Annotated in this window: 24 protein-coding genes; 13 read left to right on the top strand and 11 right to left on the bottom strand. The window is 68.7% G+C overall.

The window, feature by feature from the left end; genetic code table 11:
• Window positions 1–3: 3 nt before the first annotated feature.
• From rapZ to C9J49_RS02410, 9 genes are all read right to left on the bottom strand, one after another.
• On the bottom strand, window positions 4–903 hold the full coding sequence (gene rapZ, locus C9J49_RS02450) for an RNase adapter RapZ (RefSeq protein WP_107180760.1): 900 nt from the start codon (window positions 901–903) through the stop codon (window positions 4–6).
• Window positions 904–935: 32 nt separating this feature from the next.
• On the bottom strand, window positions 936–1,421 hold the full coding sequence (locus C9J49_RS02445; RefSeq protein WP_107180759.1) for a PTS sugar transporter subunit IIA: 486 nt from the start codon (window positions 1,419–1,421) through the stop codon (window positions 936–938).
• 3 nt (window positions 1,422–1,424) lie between these two features.
• Window positions 1,425–1,736 carry a ribosome hibernation-promoting factor, HPF/YfiA family gene (gene hpf / locus C9J49_RS02440; RefSeq protein ID WP_016854429.1) on the bottom strand — a complete coding sequence of 104 codons (312 nt, stop codon included), beginning with the start codon at window positions 1,734–1,736 and terminating at the stop codon, window positions 1,425–1,427.
• Window positions 1,737–1,848: 112 nt separating this feature from the next.
• Window positions 1,849–3,249 (bottom strand): RNA polymerase factor sigma-54, encoded by a 1,401-nt coding sequence (locus C9J49_RS02435; RefSeq protein WP_107180758.1) that lies wholly within the window; start codon window positions 3,247–3,249, stop codon window positions 1,849–1,851.
• A gap of 156 nt (window positions 3,250–3,405) precedes the next feature.
• The gene (gene lptB, locus C9J49_RS02430) at window positions 3,406–4,131 is read right to left on the bottom strand and encodes an LPS export ABC transporter ATP-binding protein (protein ID WP_035592394.1); all 726 of its coding nucleotides are present in this window, start codon (window positions 4,129–4,131) and stop codon (window positions 3,406–3,408) included.
• The gene (gene lptA / locus C9J49_RS02425) at window positions 4,128–4,655 is read right to left on the bottom strand and encodes a lipopolysaccharide transport periplasmic protein LptA (RefSeq protein ID WP_107180757.1); all 528 of its coding nucleotides are present in this window, start codon (window positions 4,653–4,655) and stop codon (window positions 4,128–4,130) included. Before lptA ends, lptB begins: the two co-directional genes overlap by 4 nt.
• A complete protein-coding gene (gene lptC / locus C9J49_RS02420; protein ID WP_107180756.1) occupies window positions 4,652–5,236 on the bottom strand; it encodes an LPS export ABC transporter periplasmic protein LptC in 585 nt (194 codons plus the stop codon). The genes lptA and lptC overlap by 4 nt, the downstream gene beginning before the upstream one ends.
• 4 nt (window positions 5,237–5,240) lie before the next feature.
• Window positions 5,241–5,798 (bottom strand): HAD family hydrolase, encoded by a 558-nt coding sequence (locus C9J49_RS02415; protein WP_107180755.1) that lies wholly within the window; start codon window positions 5,796–5,798, stop codon window positions 5,241–5,243.
• Between the two features lie 14 nt (window positions 5,799–5,812).
• On the bottom strand, window positions 5,813–6,799 hold the full coding sequence (locus C9J49_RS02410; protein ID WP_035592405.1) for a KpsF/GutQ family sugar-phosphate isomerase: 987 nt from the start codon (window positions 6,797–6,799) through the stop codon (window positions 5,813–5,815).
• 188 nt (window positions 6,800–6,987) lie between these two features.
• On the opposite strand from C9J49_RS02410, the gene C9J49_RS02405 reads away from it, so the two are divergent.
• The 9 genes from C9J49_RS02405 to hisD all read left to right on the top strand — a co-directional run bounded on the left by C9J49_RS02405 (window position 6,988) and on the right by hisD (window position 13,896).
• Window positions 6,988–7,800, top strand: coding sequence for an ATP-binding cassette domain-containing protein (locus C9J49_RS02405; RefSeq protein WP_046079772.1), 813 nt, complete (start codon window positions 6,988–6,990; stop codon window positions 7,798–7,800).
• The gene (mlaE, locus tag C9J49_RS02400) at window positions 7,797–8,579 is read left to right on the top strand and encodes a lipid asymmetry maintenance ABC transporter permease subunit MlaE (protein WP_035592411.1); all 783 of its coding nucleotides are present in this window, start codon (window positions 7,797–7,799) and stop codon (window positions 8,577–8,579) included. Before C9J49_RS02405 ends, mlaE begins: the two co-directional genes overlap by 4 nt.
• A 52-nt stretch (window positions 8,580–8,631) precedes the next feature.
• Window positions 8,632–9,096 (top strand): outer membrane lipid asymmetry maintenance protein MlaD, encoded by a 465-nt coding sequence (mlaD, locus tag C9J49_RS02395; RefSeq protein WP_035592413.1) that lies wholly within the window; start codon window positions 8,632–8,634, stop codon window positions 9,094–9,096.
• 5 nt (window positions 9,097–9,101) lie between these two features.
• Window positions 9,102–9,758 carry a phospholipid-binding protein MlaC gene (locus tag C9J49_RS02390; protein WP_046079771.1) on the top strand — a complete coding sequence of 219 codons (657 nt, stop codon included), beginning with the start codon at window positions 9,102–9,104 and terminating at the stop codon, window positions 9,756–9,758.
• Entirely contained in the window at window positions 9,755–10,102 is a 348-nt protein-coding gene (locus C9J49_RS02385) for a lipid asymmetry maintenance protein MlaB (RefSeq protein WP_046079770.1), read from the top strand. Before C9J49_RS02390 ends, C9J49_RS02385 begins: the two co-directional genes overlap by 4 nt.
• Before the next feature lie 233 nt (window positions 10,103–10,335).
• Window positions 10,336–10,590: a BolA family protein gene (locus C9J49_RS02380; protein ID WP_016854417.1), complete on the top strand. Its 255-nt coding sequence runs from the start codon at window positions 10,336–10,338 to the stop codon at window positions 10,588–10,590.
• 13 nt (window positions 10,591–10,603) lie between these two features.
• Window positions 10,604–11,866: a UDP-N-acetylglucosamine 1-carboxyvinyltransferase gene (murA, locus tag C9J49_RS02375; RefSeq protein WP_046079769.1), complete on the top strand. Its 1,263-nt coding sequence runs from the start codon at window positions 10,604–10,606 to the stop codon at window positions 11,864–11,866.
• Between the two features lie 19 nt (window positions 11,867–11,885).
• Window positions 11,886–12,539: an ATP phosphoribosyltransferase gene (gene hisG, locus C9J49_RS02370; protein WP_035592422.1), complete on the top strand. Its 654-nt coding sequence runs from the start codon at window positions 11,886–11,888 to the stop codon at window positions 12,537–12,539.
• A gap of 34 nt (window positions 12,540–12,573) precedes the next feature.
• Window positions 12,574–13,896 (top strand): histidinol dehydrogenase, encoded by a 1,323-nt coding sequence (gene hisD, locus C9J49_RS02365; RefSeq protein ID WP_046079768.1) that lies wholly within the window; start codon window positions 12,574–12,576, stop codon window positions 13,894–13,896.
• Between the two features lie 83 nt (window positions 13,897–13,979).
• Here hisD and C9J49_RS02360 read toward each other — a convergent pair whose 3' ends face one another.
• A complete protein-coding gene (locus C9J49_RS02360) occupies window positions 13,980–15,200 on the bottom strand; it encodes a S1C family serine protease (protein WP_046079767.1) in 1,221 nt (406 codons plus the stop codon).
• Window positions 15,201–15,300: 100 nt separating this feature from the next.
• Between C9J49_RS02360 and C9J49_RS02355 the strand changes: the two genes are divergently transcribed.
• Entirely contained in the window at window positions 15,301–16,062 is a 762-nt protein-coding gene (locus tag C9J49_RS02355) for a Nif3-like dinuclear metal center hexameric protein (RefSeq protein ID WP_035592426.1), read from the top strand.
• Window positions 16,063–16,164: 102 nt separating this feature from the next.
• On the opposite strand, the gene C9J49_RS02350 is transcribed toward C9J49_RS02355, so the two are convergent.
• On the bottom strand, window positions 16,165–16,590 hold the full coding sequence (locus tag C9J49_RS02350) for a YhcB family protein (RefSeq protein ID WP_160174894.1): 426 nt from the start codon (window positions 16,588–16,590) through the stop codon (window positions 16,165–16,167).
• A 204-nt stretch (window positions 16,591–16,794) separates the two neighbouring features.
• Here C9J49_RS02350 and zapE point away from each other — a divergent pair, with 204 nt between their 5' ends.
• The 3 genes from zapE to rpsI all read left to right on the top strand — a co-directional run bounded on the left by zapE (window position 16,795) and on the right by rpsI (window position 19,025).
• The gene (zapE, locus tag C9J49_RS02345) at window positions 16,795–17,952 is read left to right on the top strand and encodes a cell division protein ZapE (protein ID WP_258393727.1); all 1,158 of its coding nucleotides are present in this window, start codon (window positions 16,795–16,797) and stop codon (window positions 17,950–17,952) included.
• A gap of 241 nt (window positions 17,953–18,193) precedes the next feature.
• Window positions 18,194–18,622, top strand: coding sequence for a 50S ribosomal protein L13 (gene rplM, locus C9J49_RS02340; RefSeq protein WP_016854409.1), 429 nt, complete (start codon window positions 18,194–18,196; stop codon window positions 18,620–18,622).
• A 13-nt stretch (window positions 18,623–18,635) separates the two neighbouring features.
• Window positions 18,636–19,025 carry a 30S ribosomal protein S9 gene (rpsI, locus tag C9J49_RS02335; protein ID WP_035592430.1) on the top strand — a complete coding sequence of 130 codons (390 nt, stop codon included), beginning with the start codon at window positions 18,636–18,638 and terminating at the stop codon, window positions 19,023–19,025.
• Window positions 19,026–19,105: the final 80 nt, after the last annotated feature.

The raw sequence follows: 19,105 nt of genomic DNA, 5'->3' as shown, positions 1-19,105 counted from the left end.
TGACTAGCGGTCCTTGGCGTCGTTCGGGTCGGGAAGCGTGAGTTGCAGGCCGAGCTCGCGATGGCGCAGGCGCACGCCGGCGTGGGTCTCGGCAAGACGCCGGGACAGTCGCTCGGCCAGGTAGGTGGAGCGGTGCTGGCCGCCGGTGCAGCCGATCGCCACGGTCAGGTAGCTGCGCTGGCTGGCGCGGTAGCGGGGCAGCCAGCGTTCGATCCAGGCCAGGATGTCGTCGGCCATCTCGTCGACCACCGGGTAGCCCTCGAGGAAGGCGATCACGCTGTCGTCGCGGCCGGTGGCATCACGCAGCCGCGGGTCCCAGTAGGGGTTGGGCAGGCAGCGGGCGTCGAACACGATATCGGCGTCCAGAGGCACGCCGCGCTTGAAGCCGAACGACTCGAGGGTCAGCGTCAGCCCTTCGCGGCCGTGCCCGGCGACCTGGTCGGTGATGCGACCACGCAGGTCGTGCACCGAGAGCCGCGAGGTATCGATCAGCAGATCGGCGAGGTCGCGAATCTCCGACAGGGCGTCTTCCTCGCGATCGATCGCCTCGGCCAGCGTCATCTCGGTATCGCGGGTCAGGGGGTGTCGGCGCCGGGTCGCGGAGTAGCGCTCCAGCAGGATGCGTGCATCGGTGGTCAGGTAGATCACCTGGCACTGGATGTCGCGGGCACGCACGTCCTCGAGCAGCGTCGGGAAGCGTTCCAGGGCATGGGGCAGGTTGCGGGCGTCGATGCTGACCGCGACGGCGCTGCGCAGGGACTGGCCGCTGCGCAGCTCGTCGACCAGCGGTCCGAGGAGCATCGCCGGGAGGTTGTCGATGGCGTAGTAGCCGAGGTCCTCGAGGGCCTGCAGGGCGATCGACTTGCCGGAGCCGGAGCGTCCGCTGATGATGACGAGCTGCATGACGGATCGGGTCTCCTGGTCGGGGGCGGCCCTCAGCTGCGTCCGCTGGCGGCCGGTGCCTGTCGTCGGATGGCGTCGAGGAGGCTGTCGTGCAGCTCGCGCTGGCTGCCGGCCCGACGCAGGGCGCTGCGGGTCGCGGCGTCGTTCATCACGCCGGCGACCTGGCCGAGCAGGGCGAGATGCGCGTCGTCGGCTTCCTCGGGTACCAGCAGCACGAACACCAGGTCGACGGGTTCACCGTCGATGGCGTCGAAGTCGACCGGTTCGTCGAGCTTGAGAAAGCCGGCGATAGGGGCCTTGCAGTGAGGGTTGCGGGAATGGGGGATGGCGACCCCGTGCCCGATGCCGGTGCTGCCCAGGCGCTCCCGCCCGATCAGCCGGCTGAAGACCTCCTGGCTGTCGAGGCTGGGAATGTTCTGGGCGATGAAGGTGCTGAAGAACTCCAGCACACGTTTCTTGCTCCCCCCGGGCACACCGAAGAGGGTGCGCTCGGGGGGCAGGATGGCTTCGAGTGACATGACTCAGCGGACGCTTGCGGCGCCCTGGGCGCGGGCCTGAGTCTTTTCCTTGTGCTTGACGAGCTGGCGGTCCAGCTTGTCGGCAAGGGCGTCGATGGCGGCGTACATGTCGGCGTCCATCGCTTCGGCGTGCAGATCGGCACCGGCGGCGTGCAGCGTGCAGGCGGCCTGTTGGCGTTCCTTCTCGACGGAGAGCGTCACCTGAACGGTGGTGATGTTGTCGTAATGGCGTTCCAGGCGGGAGAGTTTCTCCTGCACGTAGTCACGCAGGGGCTCGGTCAATTCCACGTGATGGCCGGTGAGGTTGACTTGCATGACACGCTCCTTGCTCCTTGGGTGGTGACTCGATTGTAACCCTTTTTGGTGCCTTGCAAACCCCCCGTGCCAGACGCGTTTTCATACTCTGGAACCCCCCGTCGGGAGGGCCTCAGCCGAGGCGCTTGCGCTGGCTGGAGGAGGGGATGTGCATCGCTTCGCGATACTTGGCGACGGTGCGTCGGGCCACCTCGATGCCCTCCTCGGCGAGCAGGGTGACCAGCTTGCTGTCGGACAGCGGCTTGCGCGGCGGTTCGCCCTCGATCAGCTTGCGGATGCGGGCGCGGATCGCGGTGCTGGAGTGGGCATCCTCGCCGTCGCCGACCTGGCTCGAGAAGAAGTACTTGAGCTCGAAGACGCCGCGGGGGGTGTGGATGAACTTCTGGGTCGTGACCCGAGAAATGGTCGACTCGTGCATCTCCACCGTCTGGGCGATGTCGGCCAGGATCAGCGGCTTCATGGCCTCTTCGCCGTGCTCGAGGAACTCGATCTGGCGGGTCATCACCTCGTGGCCGACGCGCAGCAGGGTGTCGTTGCGGCTGGCCAGGCTCTTGATCAGCCAGCGCGCCTCCTGCAGGTGGTCCTTGAGGAACTGGTTGTCGTCGCTCTTGTCGGCGCGCTTGATCAGCGCCGCGTAGTCGGGCTGGATGCGCAGCCGCGGCATCGCCTCGGGGTTGAGCTCGACGCGCCAGCCCTGGGGCGTGTAGCGGGCGATCAGGTCGGGAATCACGTAGTCGCTGTCGCCGCTGGCGAATTCGCTGCCCGGGCGCGGGTCGAGGCCGCGGATCAGGCCGATGACCTCGTCGAGGGTCTCGTCGTCGAGCCCCAGGCGCCGCTTGAGCAGCCGCCGGTCGTTGCCGGCCAGGGCCTCGAGGAACTGGCGTACCAGGCGGCGCGCCTGGGGCAGCAGCGGGGTGTCGTCGGGCAGGGTGGCCAGCTGCAGCAGCAGGCACTCGCGCAGATCGCGGGCGAACACGCCGGTGGGCTCGAACTGCTGCAGGCGCAGCAGCACCGCTTCGACCTCGCGGGTGGCGAGCCCGTCGAGGCCCTGGGCGCGCAGGCCGTCGCGCAGCTCGTCGAGCGGTTGATCCAGATAGCCGTCCGGCGTCACGGCATCGATCAGGCTCTCGGCGATGCGGGTCTCGCGTTCGTCGAGCTCGCTCATGGCCAGCTGCCAGACGAGGTGGCTCTGCAGGCTCTGGCCGGCGGCCTGGCGCTCGAAGTCGGGAGCCTCGCCGCTGCCGCCGGCGTCCTGGAAGGTGTCCGACCAGTCGCTGTCGACGCTGAGTTCTTCCGGAATCTCGTCGGACCAGTCGTCGTCCGGCGTCTCCCCGGCGGCCTGCTCGCCGAAGTCGTCCTCCAGCTCCAGCATGGGATTGGCTTCCAGGGCCTGCTGGATCTCCTGGCGCAGATCAAGGGTCGAGAGCTGCAGCAGGCCGATGGCCTGCTGCAGCTGGGGCGTCATGGTCAGCTGGGTGCCGACACGCAGTTGGAGGGATGCCTTCATGGCCATGGCAAGCGTTCCGGTCCTGCGGCAAAGAGGCCTTCCACCCTAGTGTGGGTGTGCCCGCCGTGCAAGCCTTTGCTCAGCAATTAGCATGCCAATGGCAATTGCCATGCCTGTCTGTGCATGGCGACAATATATCAGTGACTTGCGAAGCCAATAGGCTCAGAGTCGGAAGTCCTGGCCCAGGTAGACGTCGCGTACCCGCTGGTTGGCGAGGATGGCCTCGGCGTCGCCTTCGGCGATGATCTGGCCGTCGCCGACGATGTAGGCGCCGTCGCAGATGTCCAGCGTCTCGCGCACGTTGTGGTCGGTGATCAGCACGCCGATCTCGCGGGCCTTGAGCTGGCGGATGATGCCCTTGATGTCGCCTACCGAGATCGGGTCGACGCCGGCGAAGGGCTCGTCGAGCAGGATGAAATCGGGTTCGGTGGCCAGCGCCCGGGCGATCTCGACCCGCCGGCGCTCGCCGCCGGACAGGCTCATGCCCAGGTTGTCGCGGATGTGGGTGATGTGGAACTCCTCCAGCAGTGCCTCCAGGCGCGCCTTGCGGCCGGCACGGTCGAGGTCGCGGCGGGTCTCGAGAATGGCCATGATGTTGTCGGCCACCGACAGCTTGCGGAAGATCGAGGCTTCCTGGGGCAGGTAGCCGATGCCGGCCTGGGCGCGTTGGTGCATGGCGGCGCCGGAGAGGTCGCGGTCGTCGATGGCGACGCGGCCGGCGTCGGCCCGAACCAGGCCGACGATCATGTAGAAGGAGGTGGTCTTGCCGGCGCCGTTGGGGCCCAGCAGGCCGACGATGCGGCCCTGCTGGATCTCCAGGCTGATGTCGTGAACGACGCGACGGCGCTTGTAGCTCTTGGCGAGGTTCTGGGCACTCAGGGTCTTCATGGGCCGTCCTGCTGTTCCGGCTCCAGGGTCATGCGCACGCGCTGGCGCTCGCCGATGCCCTCGGCGTCGGAGCGGGCCTGCACCACCCGGCGGTCGAGGAAGTATTCGAGGTAGCCGCCGTCGAAGGTGTCGCCGCCCTGGTGCAGCTCGGCCTGGTCGACGAGCTCGATGCGCCGCTCGGCCACGTGGTAGACCACGGTGCGGCCCCAGGCGCGGACCAGGGGTTGATCGGGGGCGGGCTTCTGCTCCAGGTAGGCGCGCTGGCCGGTGGCGGTGGCGGTGGTCAGCTGGCCGGCCTCGTTGCGCTGGATCTCCACGCGGTCGCCGGTCAGCTGCATGCTGCCCTGCTGGATCTGCACGTCGCCCTGATAGACGGCGGTGCCGGCGCGGTCGTCGAGGTCCAGGCGGTCGGCCTCGACCTGGATGGGCGCGCTGGCGTCGCCTTCCAGCGCCAGGGCGGCGGGGGCAGCCAGCGCGCTGGCGAGCAGCGCTGCGCTGAGCAGTGAAGCGAGGGATCGCGTCATGACTCGGGGTCCTCCTGGGGGTCCGGCGGGTGGTGGCCGCGCACATTGTCGGTCAGTCGGGCGCGGTTGTCATCGAGCCAGGCGTCGAAGCGCTCGCCGCGCATCCACTGCGGCGGCTGGCTCAGTCGTGCCGGCGTGTCGCTCCAGGCGTGACCGGCGATGCTGTCGTAGTACAGGCGTTCGGTCTCGAGCCGCCAGCGTTCCTCGGGGGCGGTCAGCACCGCCTGCCCCTCGAGGGTGAGCAGGCGCTGGCCGTCTTCCAGGCGTCCGCGCTCGGCGTCGGCCAGCCATTGCCGGCCTTCGCTGTCGCGAAGCTGGGCGTGGGGCGTGGTCAGCCGGGTGACGTCGTCGACGGGCGTGTGCTCCAGGCGCGGCGTGGTGAGGCGCTGGTGAGGCGCGCCCTGGGCGTCGAATCGCGTCAGGTGCGCGTCCTCCAGGTAGTAGTCGGGCTCTCCCGTCTCGCCCTGGGGCGCGGGGCCCGGCGGTGCCTCGGGGCGCTGGTCGAGCAGCGCCAGGCCGCCGCCCAGGGCGAGCAGCAGCAGGAACAGCCAGGTGCGAAAGCCGGGACGAGGGAGGCGCATGGCGTCAGTCCTGGCCGTTCAGATAGGTGTCGAGCACGGCGTCCAGGCTGTCCTGGGCCTGGAGCAGGGTGTCGCAGATCTCGCGAACCGCGCCATGACCGCCCTCGCGTTCGGTGACCCAGTCGGCGTGCCGACGGATGTAGCTCGGCGCGCCGGGGACGCTGATGCCGACGCCGGCCCGATGGATCGGGGCCAGGTCGGGCAGGTCGTCACCGCAGTAGGCGACCTGGGAGAGGTCGAGTTCGAGGTCTTGGCACAGCTGGCGCAGCGTCGGCAGCTTCTTCTCGATGCCCTGATGCAGATGCCGGATGCCGAGCGCGCTGGCGCGGCGAGTGACCATCGGCGAGTCGCGGCCGGTGATCAGCGCCACCTGGATGCCGGCGCGCTGCACCAGCTTGATGCCGTGACCGTCGAGGGTATGAAAGGCCTTGAGGCTGTCGCCGTCGGCATCGAAGTAGAGGCGGCCGTCGGTCAACACGCCGTCCACATCCAGGGCCAGCAGGTGCACCTGTCGCAGGCGCTGGACCAGGTCCGGGTTCAGCAGGGGGGCGTCGAAGGGCATGGAATCTCCTTGGGTCAGATGACGCCGCTGGCCAGCAGGTCATGCATGTGTAGCGCGCCCACCGGGCGGCCGTCATCGTCGACCACGGCCAGGGCGGTGATGCGGTTGTCCTCCATCAGCCGCACGGCCTCGGCGGCCAGGGTGTCGGGCGAGGTCCGTTTGCCGGGGGTCGTCATCACCTGATCCACGGTCAGCGACGACAGGTCGCTGAACTGATCCAGGGTGCGGCGCAGGTCGCCGTCGGTGTAGACCCCGGCCAGCCTGCCCTCGGGGTCGATGACGCAGGTGAAGCCCAGGCCCTGGCGGGTGATCTCCAGCAGCGCATCGCGCAGCGGGCTGCCCAGCGCGACCTGCGGCAGGCGGGCGCCCTGATGCATCAGGTCCGAGACCTTGAGCAGCAGCCGCTTGCCGAGGCTGCCGCCGGGATGCGAGAGGGCGAAATCCTCGGCGGTGAAGCCGCGGCTCTCGAGCAGCGCCACGGCCAGGGCATCGCCCAGTGCCAGGGCGGCGGTGGTCGAAGAGGTGGGCGCCAGATCCAGCGGGCAGGCCTCGCGCTCGACGCCGGCATCCAGGTGGGCCTCGGCGTGGCGAGCCAGGGTCGAGCCGGGGCGCCCGGTCATGCTGATCAGCGGGGTGCCGAGGCGCTTGAGCAGCGGCAGCAGGGCGGTGACCTCGGCGGTCTCGCCGGAATTCGACAGCGCCAGCACCACGTCGCCCGGCGTGATCATGCCCAGGTCGCCGTGGCTGGCTTCGCCCGGATGCACGAAGAAGGACGGGGTACCGGTACTGGCCAGGGTGGCGGCGATCTTGCTGCCGATGTGGCCGGACTTGCCCATGCCGGTGACCACCACGCGGCCGCGACAGGCCAGGATCAGCTCGCAGGCGCGCTCGAAGTCGCCGTCCAGGCGCGCGACGAGGGCGCCGATGGCCTGCTGCTCCAGCCGCAGGGTGCGTTCGGCGCTGGCCAGCAGGCCGGTGAGGGAGGAGGTGTCGTCTGTCATGGGAGGATTGTTGCCTGTCGCGGGGTTGGGCTCAAGGGCGGACGGCCGATTCGGCGCCGGCGGGCCACGCAAGAGGGCGCTCATTGAACCCGCTGAGGCCGTGCTGCGCAAGCCGGCACATGACGGCGCTGGCGCCCCGGTCGATGGTTAGGATACGATGTTCGATAATCTATCAGGGAATTCATTGGATGACCGATTCTCCCCTCATCGAGGTGGAGGGCCTGCGCTTCTCTCGCGGAGAGACGGAGATCTTCCGCGGCCTCGACATGGCGGTGCCACGCGGCAAGATCACCGCGATCATGGGACCCAGCGGCACCGGCAAGACCACCCTGCTCAAGCTGATCGGCGGCCAGCTCGCCCCTGACGCCGGTCGGGTGATGATCGGCGGCGAGGACGTGCACGCCCTGTCGCGCAAGGCGCTGTTCCGGATGCGTCGGCGCATGGGCATGCTGTTCCAGAGCGGGGCGCTGTTCTCCGATCTCGACGTGTTCGAGAACGTGGCCTTTCCGCTGCGCGTGCACACCGACCTTCCCGAATCGATGGTCCGCGACCTGGTGCTGATGAAACTTCAGGCGGTGGGCCTGCGCGGCGCCCGAACGCTGATGCCGTCGGAGCTTTCCGGCGGCATGGCGCGGCGCGTGGCGCTGGCCCGGGCGATCGCCCTGGACCCGGACCTGATCCTCTACGACGAGCCCTTCGTCGGCCAGGACCCCATCTCCATGGGCGTGCTGGTGCAGCTGATTCGCCGGCTCAACGATGCCCTGGGGCTGACCGCGGTGGTGGTGTCCCACGATATCAAGGAGACCCTGTCCATCGCCGACTACGTCTACGTGATCGCCGACGGCCAGGTGATGGCCCAGGGCACGCCACAGAGCCTCGACGTGGATCGCGACCCCAGGGTCAGCCAGTTCGTTCACGGCGAGCCGGACGGCCCGGTGCCGTTCCACTATCCCGCCAGGGATTTCCATGAGGACCTGCTGGGGACGGGAGGCGCGAGATGATGGCGATGATTCAACGTCTGGGACGCCTGGGCTTCGGCGTCGCCGAGGGACTCGGCCAGGCGACGCTGCTGCTCGTCCAGTCGGCGGTGGGCGTGCCCTCCGGCGAAGGGATCCGTCTGTGGCTGCGCCAGATGTACTTCGTGGGCGTGCTGTCGCTGGCCATCGTGATGGTGTCGGGGTTGTTCATCGGCATGGTGCTGGGCCTGCAGGGCTACACCATCCTGGTCGACTTCGGCGCCGAGGATGCGCTCGGCCAGATGGTGGCGCTGTCGCTGCTGCGCGAGCTGGCGCCGGTGGTGGCGGCGCTGCTGTTCGCCGGCCGTGCCGGCTCGGCGCTGACCGCCGAGATCGGCCTGATGAAGGCCACCGAGCAGCTCACCAGCATGGAGATGATCGGCGTCGACCCGCTGCGCCGGGTCGTTGCCCCGCGCCTGTGGGCCGGTTTCGTCGCCTTGCCGCTGTTGACCATCGGCTTCGGCGTGATCGGCATCTGGGGCGGCGAGCTGGTCGGCGTGAAGTGGCTGGGCGTCTTCGAGGGCTCCTATTGGGGCAACATGCAGGCCAGCGTCGAATTCGTCGATGACATCCTCAACGGCCTGATCAAGAGCCTGGTGTTCGCCCTGGTGGTGACCTGGATTGCGGTCTATCAGGGCTACGCCCTGGTGCCGACGTCGGAGGGCATCGCCCGCGCCACCACGCGCACCGTGGTCTATGCCTCGCTGGCCGTGCTGGGGCTGGATTTCGTCCTGACCGCCCTGATGTTCGGCGGGCTCGCCTGAGGCGGAAGCATGATGGCGGCTGTCGGCCGCCGCGGATTTGTGGAGACATGGAATGAAGCGCAGCAAGACGATGGAACTCGGAGTCGGCCTGTTCATGCTGGCCGGCATCCTGGGGCTCCTGTTCCTCGCCCTGAGGGTCAGCGGCCTGAGCCTCGCGCCCCCGGGCGACGACTTCCGCCTGGAGGCCAACTTCGCCAACGTCGGCGGTCTCAAGCCGCGTGCCCGGGTCACCATGGCCGGTGTCACGGTGGGGCGGGTCGAGAGCATCGACCTCGACACGGAGTGGTACGACGCGCGGGTGGTGCTGACGCTCGACGACGAGCTGGAAGGGGCGCTGCCCGAGGATACCACCGCCGCGATTCTTACCTCGGGGCTGCTCGGCGAGCAGTACGTGGGACTGTCGGTGGGCGGCGCCCCCGAGACGCTGGCGGACGGCGATCGCCTGCGCGATACCCAGTCCGCCCTGGTGCTGGAAGAGCTCATCCAGCAGTTCGTGTCCAACATGGCCAAGGAGTGAACCCGATGAACGCAACGAGCCTTTCCCGGCGCCTGGTCGGCGCCATGACGATCCTGGTGATGTGCCTGATGGCGCTGCCGGCGGTCGCCCAGGCCAACACCCCGGAACAGTTGATCCGCGACAGCATCGACGAGCTGATGGGCGATATCGAGGGGCGTCGGGACTACTACCGCGAGCATCCCGACGAGCTCGAGGTCGTGGTCGACGACAGCCTCGAGCAGGTGGCCGATTTCCGCTATATCGGCGCCAGCGTCATGGGCCGCTATTTCCGCAACGCCACCCCGTCGCAGCGCTCGCGCTTCGTCGACACCTTCCGTCAGACGCTGATCGATACCTATGCCAAGGGACTGGTGACCTTCGATTACCAGGACATCCGCGTGCTCGACAACCAGGATGCCGGCCGCTACGAGGACCAGGCCAGCGTCGAGATGGAAGTGGTGGCCAGTGACGGTACCGTCTACCCGGTGAGCTATTCGCTGCGTCAGGATGACGGCCAGTGGAAGGTGGTCAACGTGATCGTCAACGGCATCAACCTGGGGCTGACCTTCCGCAACCAGTTCGATCAGGCGATGCGCGACCAGAATCGCGACTACGACGCCGTGATCGATGGCTGGGCGCCGGAGCTCGCCGTCGACGAGCTGGAGCAGGGTGAGGCAGGATGAGCGTGCTGCTGGAGAACGGTGCCAATCGCCTCGAGGTCGATGGCGAGGTGCTGTCGGTGTCCGGCGAGGTCGACTTCGACGGGGCCGCGGAGATTGCCGCCGCCGGCCAGCGCTGGCTTGCCAGCCAGAGCGAGGGTAGCCGCGTGGTCTTCGATCTCGGCGGGGTGGGGCGCGTCAGCAGTGCGGCGGTCAGCGTGCTGCTGGAGTGGACGCGCCAGAGTCGGGCCGGTGGCCTCACTCTCGAGGCGGTGCGGCTGTCGCCGCCGCTGGCCCGGCTGACCGAGGTCGCCGGAGTCGATACCCTGCTGCCGGTGGAGGCGAGCGTCGACGCCACCGAAGCGTGAGCGGCACCATGACGGCAAGGGGCCGGGAGCGACGGGCGTCGCCCCGGCCCCTTCGTGTTTCGAGGCTCGTCATGACCAGGCGTATCGTGTCGAGACTCGTCGGCTGGCGCGCATGTCGCCATACGCGCACGTCGCCAACGGCGTCGCTTTTCATTACCATGGTCGGCCTGTTCGTCCCGTCATCGCATCGCGGTGGCGCTTTCACGGATCAACCATTTTCTAGCGAGGGTTCGATGCTTCCCACTGAGGTCAAGGCGCTGCTCGAGAGCCGGCTCGATGGCTGCGAATTTCATATCCAGGGCGAGGGCTGCGACTTCCAGGTGGTCGCCGTCGGCGAGGTGTTCGAAGGGCTGTCCCGGGTCAAGCGACAGCAGCTGATCTACGGCGCGCTGTCCGACGAGATCGCCTCCGGCGCCCTGCATGCCGTGACCATCAAGACCTACACGCCCGAGCAGTGGCAGGGTGCCGCCGAGAACAAGGGGGCCTGAGGCTCGAGGTGACATGGACAAGCTGATCATTACCGGCAACGGCCCCGTCGATGGCGAGGTCTGGGCCAGCGGTGCCAAGAACGCCGCCCTGCCGATTCTCTGCGCGACCCTGCTGGCCGACGAGCCGGTGACCATCGGGAACCTGCCGCACCTGCAGGACATCACCACCACCCTCGAGCTGCTCGGCCACATGGGCGTGCAGCCGGTGATGGGCGAGCGCATGAGCATCCAGCTCGACGGCGCCCAGGTGACCGACTGTCACGCGCCCTACGAGCTGGTCAAGAAGATGCGCGCCTCGATCCTGGTGCTCGGACCGCTGCTGGCCCACTTCGGCCAGGCCGACGTGTCGCTGCCCGGCGGTTGCGCCATCGGCTCCCGGCCGGTCGATCTGCATATCCGCGGCCTCGAGGCCATGGGCGCCGACATCCGCGTCGAGGGTGGCTACATCCGCGCGCGGGTCGACGGTCGCCTCAAGGGGGCGACCATCTTCTTCGACACCGTCACCGTCACCGGCACCGAGAACCTGCTGATGGCCGCGGTGCTGGCCGAGGGCACCACGGTGCTCGAGAACGCCGCCCGCGAGCCGGAGGTCACCGACCTGGCCGAATGCCTGATCAAGATGGGCGCGAACATTCGCGGCCACGGCACCGACACCATCGTCGTCGAGGGCGTCGAGCGGCTGCACGGCGCCGAGCACGACGTGATGCCGGACCGCATCGAGACCGGCACCTTCCTGGTCGCCGCGGCGCTGTCGCGGGGCAGGGTGAAGGTGCGCAACACCCGCGCCGACATCCTCGAGGCGGTGCTGGCCAAGCTCGAGGAGGCCGGTGCCACCGTGACCACCGGCGAGGGCTGGATCGCGCTGGACATGCACGGCAAGCGGCCCAGGGCGGTCAACGTGCGCACCGCGCCCTATCCGGCCTTTCCCACCGACATGCAGGCCCAGTTCGTGGCCCTGAACGCGGTGGCCGAAGGCACCGCCCGGGTGGTCGAGACCATCTTCGAGAACCGCTTCATGCACGTCCAGGAGCTCAACCGCATGGGCGCGAGCATCGCGCTCGAGGGCAATACCGCGGTGATCACCGGCGTCGAGAGCCTGTCCGGTGCGCCGGTCATGGCCACCGACCTGCGCGCCTCGGCGTCGCTGGTGATCGCGGCGATGATGGCCGAGGGCGAGACGCTGGTCGACCGCATCTACCACATCGATCGTGGCTACGAGTGCATCGAGGAAAAACTGCAGCTGCTGGGCGCCAAGATCCGGCGCATTCCGGGCTGAGCCGACAACAGGCGAGACCATGAGCAAGCAACTGATTCTGGCCCTGTCCAAGGGCCGCATTCTCGACGAGACCCTGCCGCTGCTGGCCGAGGCCGGCATCACGCCCGCCGAGGACCTGGGGGCCAGCCGCAAGCTCTTGTTCGACACCAACCTGCCGGACGTCAAGCTGGTGGTGATCCGCGCCACCGACGTGCCCACTTACGTCCAGCTCGGCGCCGCCGACGTGGGCGTGGCGGGCAAGGACGTGCTGCTCGAGCACGGGGCCGAGGGCCTCTACGAGCCTCTGGACCTCGAGATCGCCGGCTGCAAGCTGATGACCGCGGGGGTCAGCGGTGCCGAGCCGTCCCACGCCCGGCGTCGGGTGGCCACCAAGTTCGTCAACGTGGCCAAGCGCTACTACGCCGAGCAGGGCATCCAGGCCGAGGTGATCAAGCTCTACGGCGCCATGGAGCTGGCGCCGCTGATGAACCTGGCCGACGAGATCGTCGACATCGTCGATACCGGCAACACCCTGCGGGCCAACGGCATGGAGCCGCGCGAGCTGATCGCGCCGATCTCCACCCGTCTGGTGGTCAACAAGGCGGCCATGACCATGAAGCACGACCGCCTCAAGCCGCTGATCGCCCGCCTGCGCGAGGCGGTCGAGCGGCGCAGCGCCGAGGCGCCGGCCTGAGCGGCCGGTCATCCCCGAGAGGAGAGCAATCGTCATGAGTGAAGTGTCCGCCGGCCGCCTCGAGATCGCGCGTCTGTCCACCGCCGACGCCGACTTCGAGACACGCCTCGATGCCCTGCTGGCCTGGGAAGGCGTGTCCGATGACGAGGTCCAGCGCCGCGTCGCCGACATCCTTGAGGCCGTGAAGACCCGCGGTGATGCTGCCGTGGTCGAGACCAGCAACCGCTTCGATCGCCTCTCGGCGTCGAGCATGGCCGATCTGACCCTGGGGCCGGATCGCCTGCGCCAGGCCTTCGATGGCCTGCCCGAGGCGCAGCGCGAGGCGCTGGCCACCGCCGCCGACCGGGTGCGCCGCTACCACGAGCACCAGAAGCCCGAATCCTGGCAGTACACCGAAGATGACGGCACGGTGCTCGGCCAGCAGGTCATGCCGCTGGACCGCGCCGGCATCTACGTGCCCGGCGGCAAGGCCGCCTATCCGTCCTCGGTGCTGATGAACGCGCTGCCGGCTCACGTGGCCGGCGTCGGCGAGATCGTCATGGTGGTGCCGACCCCGGATGGCGTGCTCAACGAGCTGGTGCTGGCCGCCGCCCACCTGGCGGGCGTCGATCATGTCTTCACCATCGGCGGCGCTCAGGCCGTGGCCGCGCTGGCCTACGGCACCGAGACGGTGCCGCGGGTCGACAAGATCGTCGGCCCCGGCAACATCTACGTGGCCACCGCCAAGCGAGCGGTGTTCGGCCAGGTCGGCATCGACATGATCGCCGGTCCCTCGGAGATCCTGGCGGTCTCCGATGGCGGCACCGACGCCGACTGGCTGGCCATGGACCTGTTCTCCCAGGCCGAGCACGACGAGGACGCCCAGTCGATCCTGGTCAGCTGGGACGGCGATCACCTGGAGGCAGTCGGCGAGGCCATGGCCCGGCTGCTGCCGACCATGGAGCGCGAGGCGATCATCCGCACCTCGCTGGCCGAGCGCGGCGCGCTGATCCACTGCCGCGACCGCGACGAGGCGGTGGCGCTGATCAACCGTATCGCCCCGGAGCACCTGGAGCTGTCGGTGGAAGCCCCGCAGGACTGGCTGCCCGAGGTGCGCCACGCCGGCGCCATCTTCATGGGTCGCTACACCGCCGAGGCGCTGGGCGACTACTGTGCCGGCCCCAACCACGTGCTGCCGACCTCCGGCACGGCGCGCTTCTCCTCGCCGCTGGGCGTCTACGACTTCCAGAAGCGTTCCTCGCTGATCGGCTGCTCCGCCGAGGGCGCCTCGACCCTGGGCCGCACGGCCTCGGTGCTGGCCCGCGGCGAGTCGCTGACCGCCCATGCCCGCAGCGCCGAGTACCGCATCCGCGACTGAGGGCCCTTCGGGCCTTGCCAGGCAACAACGACCGCGGCCCCGTCAGCGACGGGGCCGCGGTCGTTTCGGCGGAAGGGTGTCGCTCAGGGCGAGTCGGGCTTCTCGAGGGACAGCGGGCGCGACGGCGTGGGACGCTCGGCGACCTCGAGGGTGATCTCCAGGGGCTCGCCGCCGCGCACCACCGTCACCGGCAGATCGGTGCCGGGGGCGATGTCGGCGATGTCGCTCATGGTCTGGCGCGGATCGAGAATCGGGTTGCCATCCACCTTGAGCAGCACGTCGCCGGGCTGCAGGCCGGCATCGTCCGCCGGGCCGTCGGGCACTACGCCGGCGATGATCACGCCGGTGGGTGCCGCCAGGCCGAAGGAGGCGGCCAGCTCCGGGTTGAGCTCCTGGGCCTCGACGCCCAGCCAGCCGCGCACCACCCGGCCCTGGGTGACGATCTGCTCGAGGATGCTGCGTGCCAGGTTGGCGGGGATGGCGAAGCCGATGCCCTGGGAGCCGCCGGAGCGCGAGAAGATGGCGGTGTTGATGCCGACCAGTGCGCCGTCCGGATTGATCAGGGCGCCGCCGGAGTTGCCCGGGTTGATGGCGGCATCGGTCTGGATGAAGTCCTCGTAGGCGTTGAGCCCCAGGTGGCTGCGGCCGGTGGCGCTGACGATACCCATGGTCACGGTCTGGCCGACGCCGAAGGGATTGCCGATGGCCAGCGCCACGTCGCCGATCGCCGCCTGGTCCGAGTCGGACAGCTCGATGACCGGCAGGTCGTCGAGGTCGATGCGCAGCACCGCCAGGTCGCTCTCGGGGTCGGTGCCGATGACCTCGGCCAGGGTCTCGCGGCCGTCGCGCAGTGCCACCTGGATCTGGTCGGCGCCGCGGATCACGTGGTGGTTGGTCAGCACATAGCCGTCGGCGCTGACGATCACCCCCGAGCCCAGGCTCGACAGCATGCGCTGGCGGCGCGGAGCGTCATCGCCGAAGAACTGGCGGAAGAAGGGATCGGACATCAGCGGATGACTGTCGCGCTCCACCACCCGCGAGGAATAGACGTTGACCACCGCCGGGGCGGCCTGTGCCACGGCGCTTGCGTAGCTGGCCGGGCCTTCGCCGCGTTCCATGGGCGGGGCTTCGCGCAGGCTGGGGGCCGGCCGCTCGACCTCGTCGGCGGTCTGCAGCGGGGGCGGCGAGGTGGCGACGGGCGGCGTGGCCTGGCGACCCACCAGTCGCGGGAAGGCGTTGAGCAGCACGATGGCCAGCAGCAGGCCGATCAGGATGGGCCAGACATAGGGGAGGGCGCGTCGCATGCGGCGGGCTTCCTTCTGGTGCGTGGTCGCAGGGTGGCGGGGCGGCGGTTTAGAATGGCTCGAATTGTAACATTGCATGCGTGAACCGTCCGGAGGCTTCATGACGACATCCACGGAACTGGTGGCGGCCTGCGATCGGCTGCTGTCACCGGCGCGATTCAAGGACTACACCCTCAACGGCCTGCAGGTCGAAGGCCGCGAGCGGGTCGCTCGGGTGATGAGCGGCGTCACCGCCTGCCAGGCACTGCTCGACCAGGCGGTGGCCTGGGACGCCGATCTGCTGCTGGTGCACCATGGCTATTTCTGGAAGAACGAGCCGGTGGCGGTCACCGGCATGAAGCGTCGCCGGCTGGCGACCCTGCTGGCTCATGACATCGGCCTGCTGGCCTATCACCTGCCGCTGGACGCCCATGCCGAGCTCGGCAACAACGCCCGCTTGGGCGAGCGGCTGGGCTTCGTGGCGGAAGGCTGCGCCGACGGCGAGCTCGGCGAGGGGCTGATCTGGCGGGGGCGGCCTTCCGTGCCGATGAGCGCGGCGGCGCTGGCCGAGCATGTCGGTGAGCGGCTGGGTCGCGAGCCGCTGCTGGTCGAGGCGCCCGGCGGCGGCGAGGTCCGGCGCGTGGCCTGGTGCACCGGTGGGGCCCAGGACATGATCGCCGAGGCCGCGGCGGCCGGGGCCGATGCCTTCATCTCCGGCGAGATCTCGGAGCGCACCACGCACCTGGCGCGGGAGCTGGGCATCCACTACCTGGCGGCGGGGCATCACGCCACCGAGCGCTACGGCGTCCAGGCATTGGGCGAACGCCTCGCCGCGGAGTTCGGCATCGAGCATCGCTTCGTGGATATCGACAACCCCGCCTGACGGCGGCGGGGCGTGGACGCGAAGACGCCGCCCATGGAGCTCGAGCCATGGGCGGCGTCTTCGTGTTCGTGGCGGGTTCCCGGATCGGGCGCCGGGAGGGCCTCAGTAGCGGGGTGGCTGGGGCGCGTCGGCGTCGTTCTGCTTGAGGCCGAAGTCCTCCGAGAGGGTGCCGCGGTTGCCATCGGCGTAGTCGCGGGGGGCGGCGACATCGTCGTCGCTTTCGACCTCGGGCGTCGTGGGCGTGGCGGCGGCCAGGTCGGCGCGCTGCGGGGCTTCGGCCCCCAGCCGGCTGCTGGCCTCGCTCACTTCCTTGTTCAGCGCGGCGGCGAGGCTGCCGAGACGCTCGACGTGATCGCCGACGCCGTCGCGAAGTTCGGCCAGCTGGCGGTCGCGTTCGGCGAGGCGCTGGCGCAACATCTGCACGTTGCGTGCGCCCGCATTCATCAGGTGGTAGCCCATCACGCCGAGGCCGATCCCGGCCAGCAGGCAAGCGGCGCCCAGCATCCAGTTGATATTGCTTAATTCCACATCGTTCTCCTGAGCGGTCTCTCGGCTCGGCATCGGCGGCCGGCTCCAGCGCCGGGCGTGCCGGCGGCCCATTATAGGGCCGAGGCAGATGCCGGGGTCAACGGCCGGCCGGCGATGCCAAGCGACGCCCCGGTGGGTATAATGCCCCTCTTTCACCGGATGCCGAGGACCGTCGCCCCCATGTCCATGAGCGAGCGTCACAGGATGCCGACCGCCGCCGAGCCGAACACCCCGATGGGCCGCTATCGCGCCGATCTCGAGCGCGCCGATTTCGTCTTCGATCCCGCCCAGGAACAGGCCGTGACGCACCTGCAGCGCCTGTTTGACGACCTGCTGGCCAAGCCGCGCGAGTATGCTCGGCCGGCGTCGGCGGGCAAGGGGCTGAAGTCGCGGATGGCCGGGCTGTTCGGCCGCCGCGGCGAGCCCGAGGCACCGGCACTGCCGGAGGTGACCGGGCTCTATTTCTGGGGCGGTGTCGGGCGGGGCAAGACCTACCTGGTGGACACCTTCTTCGAGGCGCTGCCCTTTCCCGAGAAGATGCGCACCCACTTTCACCGTTTCATGCAGCGGGTGCACAACGAACTCGAGCACTACAAGGGCGAGAAGAATCCGCTGACCCTCGTGGCCGACAAGTTCGCCGCCGAGGCGCGGGTGATCTGTTTCGACGAGTTCTTCGTCAAGGACATCACCGACGCCATGATCCTGGCCAACCTGCTCGAGGCGCTGTTCGCCCGCGGGGTGGTGCTGGTGGCGACCTCCAACATCGTGCCGGCCGACCTCTACAAGGATGGCCTGCAGCGCGCGCGCTTCCTGCCGGCGATTGACCTGCTGGAGCGTCACTGCGAGGTGGTCAACGTCGACTCCGGCATCGACTACCGACTGCGCGCCCTGGAACGCGCCGAGATCTTTCATTCGCCGCTGGACGAGGCCGCCGAGGCCGAGCTGTCACGCAGCTTCCGCGAGATCGCCGGCCACGAGGGCGAGGACGGGGCGCCGATCGAGATCAATCATCGGGTGCTGCACAGCCGGCGGCTGCATGACGACGTGGTGTGGTTCGCGTTCGACGAGCTCTGCGACGGCCCGCGCAGTCAGAACGACTACATCGAGCTGGCTCGCGAGTACCACACCGTGCTGGTCTCCAGCGTGCCGTGCATGGACGGCGCCAGCGACGACCAGGCCCGGCGCTTCATCAACATGGTCGACGAGTTCTACGACCGCGGCGTCAAGCTGCTGATGTCCGCCGAAGCGCCGGCCGAGCGGCTCTATCGCGACGGCAAGCTGGAGTTCGAGTTCGAGCGGACCCTCTCGCGCCTCCAGGAGATGCAGTCGAGGGAGTATCTGGCCCTGCCGCACAAGCCCTGACCCGGCCTCTGGCCGGGAGCTGTAAGCCTTGAGCTTGAAGCCGGAAGCCCCCCCTTTCTTTCCTCCGTGACGAAGGGGGCATGCTGTTTTCCAGCTTGTGCGTCATTGCCTTGCCGGTCTGGGGCGTGTAGAATTCGCGCGCTTGACCGTTGTCGTCCGCGGACGGCAACCAAGAAAAATAGGGATGGTCCGAACCGCCGAGCCGGGGCAGGACCCAATACATCGATTTGGTGATTCACCCATGAAGACGTTCACTGCCAAGCCGCAGTCCGTCCAGCGCGACTGGTACGTCGTCGACGCTGCGGACAAGACTCTGGGCCGTCTGGCCACCGAGATCGCTCGCCGCCTGCGTGGCAAGCACAAGCCGGAATACACCCCGCACGTTGACACTGGCGACTACATCGTCGTGATCAACGCCGAGAAGGTGCATGTCACCGGCAACAAGGCGAGCGCCAAGAACTACTATCGTCACACCGGTTACCCGGGTGGCCTGCGCTCCATGAACTTCGAGAAGATGATCGCTCACGCACCGGAGCGCGTCATCGAGTCCGCGGTCAAGGGCATGCTCCCGAAAGGCCCGCTGGGTCGTGCCATGTACTCCAAGCTCAAGGTCTACGCCGGCACCGAGCATCCGCACGCCGCGCAGCAGCCGCAAGAACTGAACATCTGAGGGAGCTTTCGCCATGACACAGCAGTATTACGGTACCGGTCGCCGCAAGACCTCTACCGCCCGCGTCTTCCTGAAGCCGGGCACTGGCAAGATCACCGTCAACAACCGTGATCTGGACGAGTTCTTCGGCCGTGTCACCGGTCGCATGGTCGTCCGTCAGCCGCTCGAGCTGACCGAGACCCTCGGCCAGTTCGACGTCTACGTGACCGTCAAGGGCGGCGGTGGCAGCGCCCAGGCCGGCGCCATTCGTCACGGCCTCACTCGCGCCCTGATGCAGTACAACGAAGACTTCCGCAAGCCGCTGCGTGAAGCCGGTTACGTCACCCGTGACGCCCGTGAAGTCGAGCGTAAGAAGATCGGTCTGCGCAAGGCCCGTCGTCGTCCGCAGTTCTCCAAGCGCTGATCTGCGACGAGCCTCGTCAAGAACGCCCGGGTCCTCTGAACTGCACCCCGAAAGTTGGACACCCAATCCAACCTTCGGGG

This window comes from Halomonas sp. SL1 (assembly GCF_003030865.2).
In the GTDB taxonomy this organism is placed as follows: Bacteria; Pseudomonadota; Gammaproteobacteria; order Pseudomonadales; family Halomonadaceae; genus Halomonas; species Halomonas halophila.
The sequence above is the reverse complement of the archived record's forward strand: the minus strand, read 5'-3'. Positions and strand labels throughout refer to the sequence as shown.

Excerpts from the sequence above, each read along its gene's own strand:
- rapZ (WP_107180760.1), bottom strand. The coding sequence starts at position 903 with ATGCAGCTCGTCATCATCAGCGGACGCTCCGGCTCCGGCAAGTCGATC.
- C9J49_RS02445 (WP_107180759.1), bottom strand. The coding sequence starts at position 1,421 with ATGTCACTCGAAGCCATCCTGCCCCCCGAGCGCACCCTCTTCGGTGTG.
- hpf (WP_016854429.1), bottom strand. The coding sequence starts at position 1,736 with ATGCAAGTCAACCTCACCGGCCATCACGTGGAATTGACCGAGCCCCTG.
- C9J49_RS02435 (WP_107180758.1), bottom strand. The coding sequence starts at position 3,249 with ATGGCCATGAAGGCATCCCTCCAACTGCGTGTCGGCACCCAGCTGACC.
- lptB (WP_035592394.1), bottom strand. The coding sequence starts at position 4,131 with ATGAAGACCCTGAGTGCCCAGAACCTCGCCAAGAGCTACAAGCGCCGT.
- lptA (WP_107180757.1), bottom strand. The coding sequence starts at position 4,655 with ATGACGCGATCCCTCGCTTCACTGCTCAGCGCAGCGCTGCTCGCCAGC.
- lptC (WP_107180756.1), bottom strand. The coding sequence starts at position 5,236 with ATGCGCCTCCCTCGTCCCGGCTTTCGCACCTGGCTGTTCCTGCTGCTG.
- C9J49_RS02415 (WP_107180755.1), bottom strand. The coding sequence starts at position 5,798 with ATGCCCTTCGACGCCCCCCTGCTGAACCCGGACCTGGTCCAGCGCCTG.
- C9J49_RS02410 (WP_035592405.1), bottom strand. The coding sequence starts at position 6,799 with ATGACAGACGACACCTCCTCCCTCACCGGCCTGCTGGCCAGCGCCGAA.
- C9J49_RS02405 (WP_046079772.1), top strand. The coding sequence starts at position 6,988 with ATGACCGATTCTCCCCTCATCGAGGTGGAGGGCCTGCGCTTCTCTCGC.
- mlaE (WP_035592411.1), top strand. The coding sequence starts at position 7,797 with ATGATGGCGATGATTCAACGTCTGGGACGCCTGGGCTTCGGCGTCGCC.
- mlaD (WP_035592413.1), top strand. The coding sequence starts at position 8,632 with ATGAAGCGCAGCAAGACGATGGAACTCGGAGTCGGCCTGTTCATGCTG.
- C9J49_RS02390 (WP_046079771.1), top strand. The coding sequence starts at position 9,102 with ATGAACGCAACGAGCCTTTCCCGGCGCCTGGTCGGCGCCATGACGATC.
- C9J49_RS02385 (WP_046079770.1), top strand. The coding sequence starts at position 9,755 with ATGAGCGTGCTGCTGGAGAACGGTGCCAATCGCCTCGAGGTCGATGGC.
- C9J49_RS02380 (WP_016854417.1), top strand. The coding sequence starts at position 10,336 with ATGCTTCCCACTGAGGTCAAGGCGCTGCTCGAGAGCCGGCTCGATGGC.
- murA (WP_046079769.1), top strand. The coding sequence starts at position 10,604 with ATGGACAAGCTGATCATTACCGGCAACGGCCCCGTCGATGGCGAGGTC.
- hisG (WP_035592422.1), top strand. The coding sequence starts at position 11,886 with ATGAGCAAGCAACTGATTCTGGCCCTGTCCAAGGGCCGCATTCTCGAC.
- hisD (WP_046079768.1), top strand. The coding sequence starts at position 12,574 with ATGAGTGAAGTGTCCGCCGGCCGCCTCGAGATCGCGCGTCTGTCCACC.
- C9J49_RS02360 (WP_046079767.1), bottom strand. The coding sequence starts at position 15,200 with ATGCGACGCGCCCTCCCCTATGTCTGGCCCATCCTGATCGGCCTGCTG.
- C9J49_RS02355 (WP_035592426.1), top strand. The coding sequence starts at position 15,301 with ATGACGACATCCACGGAACTGGTGGCGGCCTGCGATCGGCTGCTGTCA.
- zapE (WP_258393727.1), top strand. The coding sequence starts at position 16,795 with ATGCCGACCGCCGCCGAGCCGAACACCCCGATGGGCCGCTATCGCGCC.
- rplM (WP_016854409.1), top strand. The coding sequence starts at position 18,194 with ATGAAGACGTTCACTGCCAAGCCGCAGTCCGTCCAGCGCGACTGGTAC.
- rpsI (WP_035592430.1), top strand. The coding sequence starts at position 18,636 with ATGACACAGCAGTATTACGGTACCGGTCGCCGCAAGACCTCTACCGCC.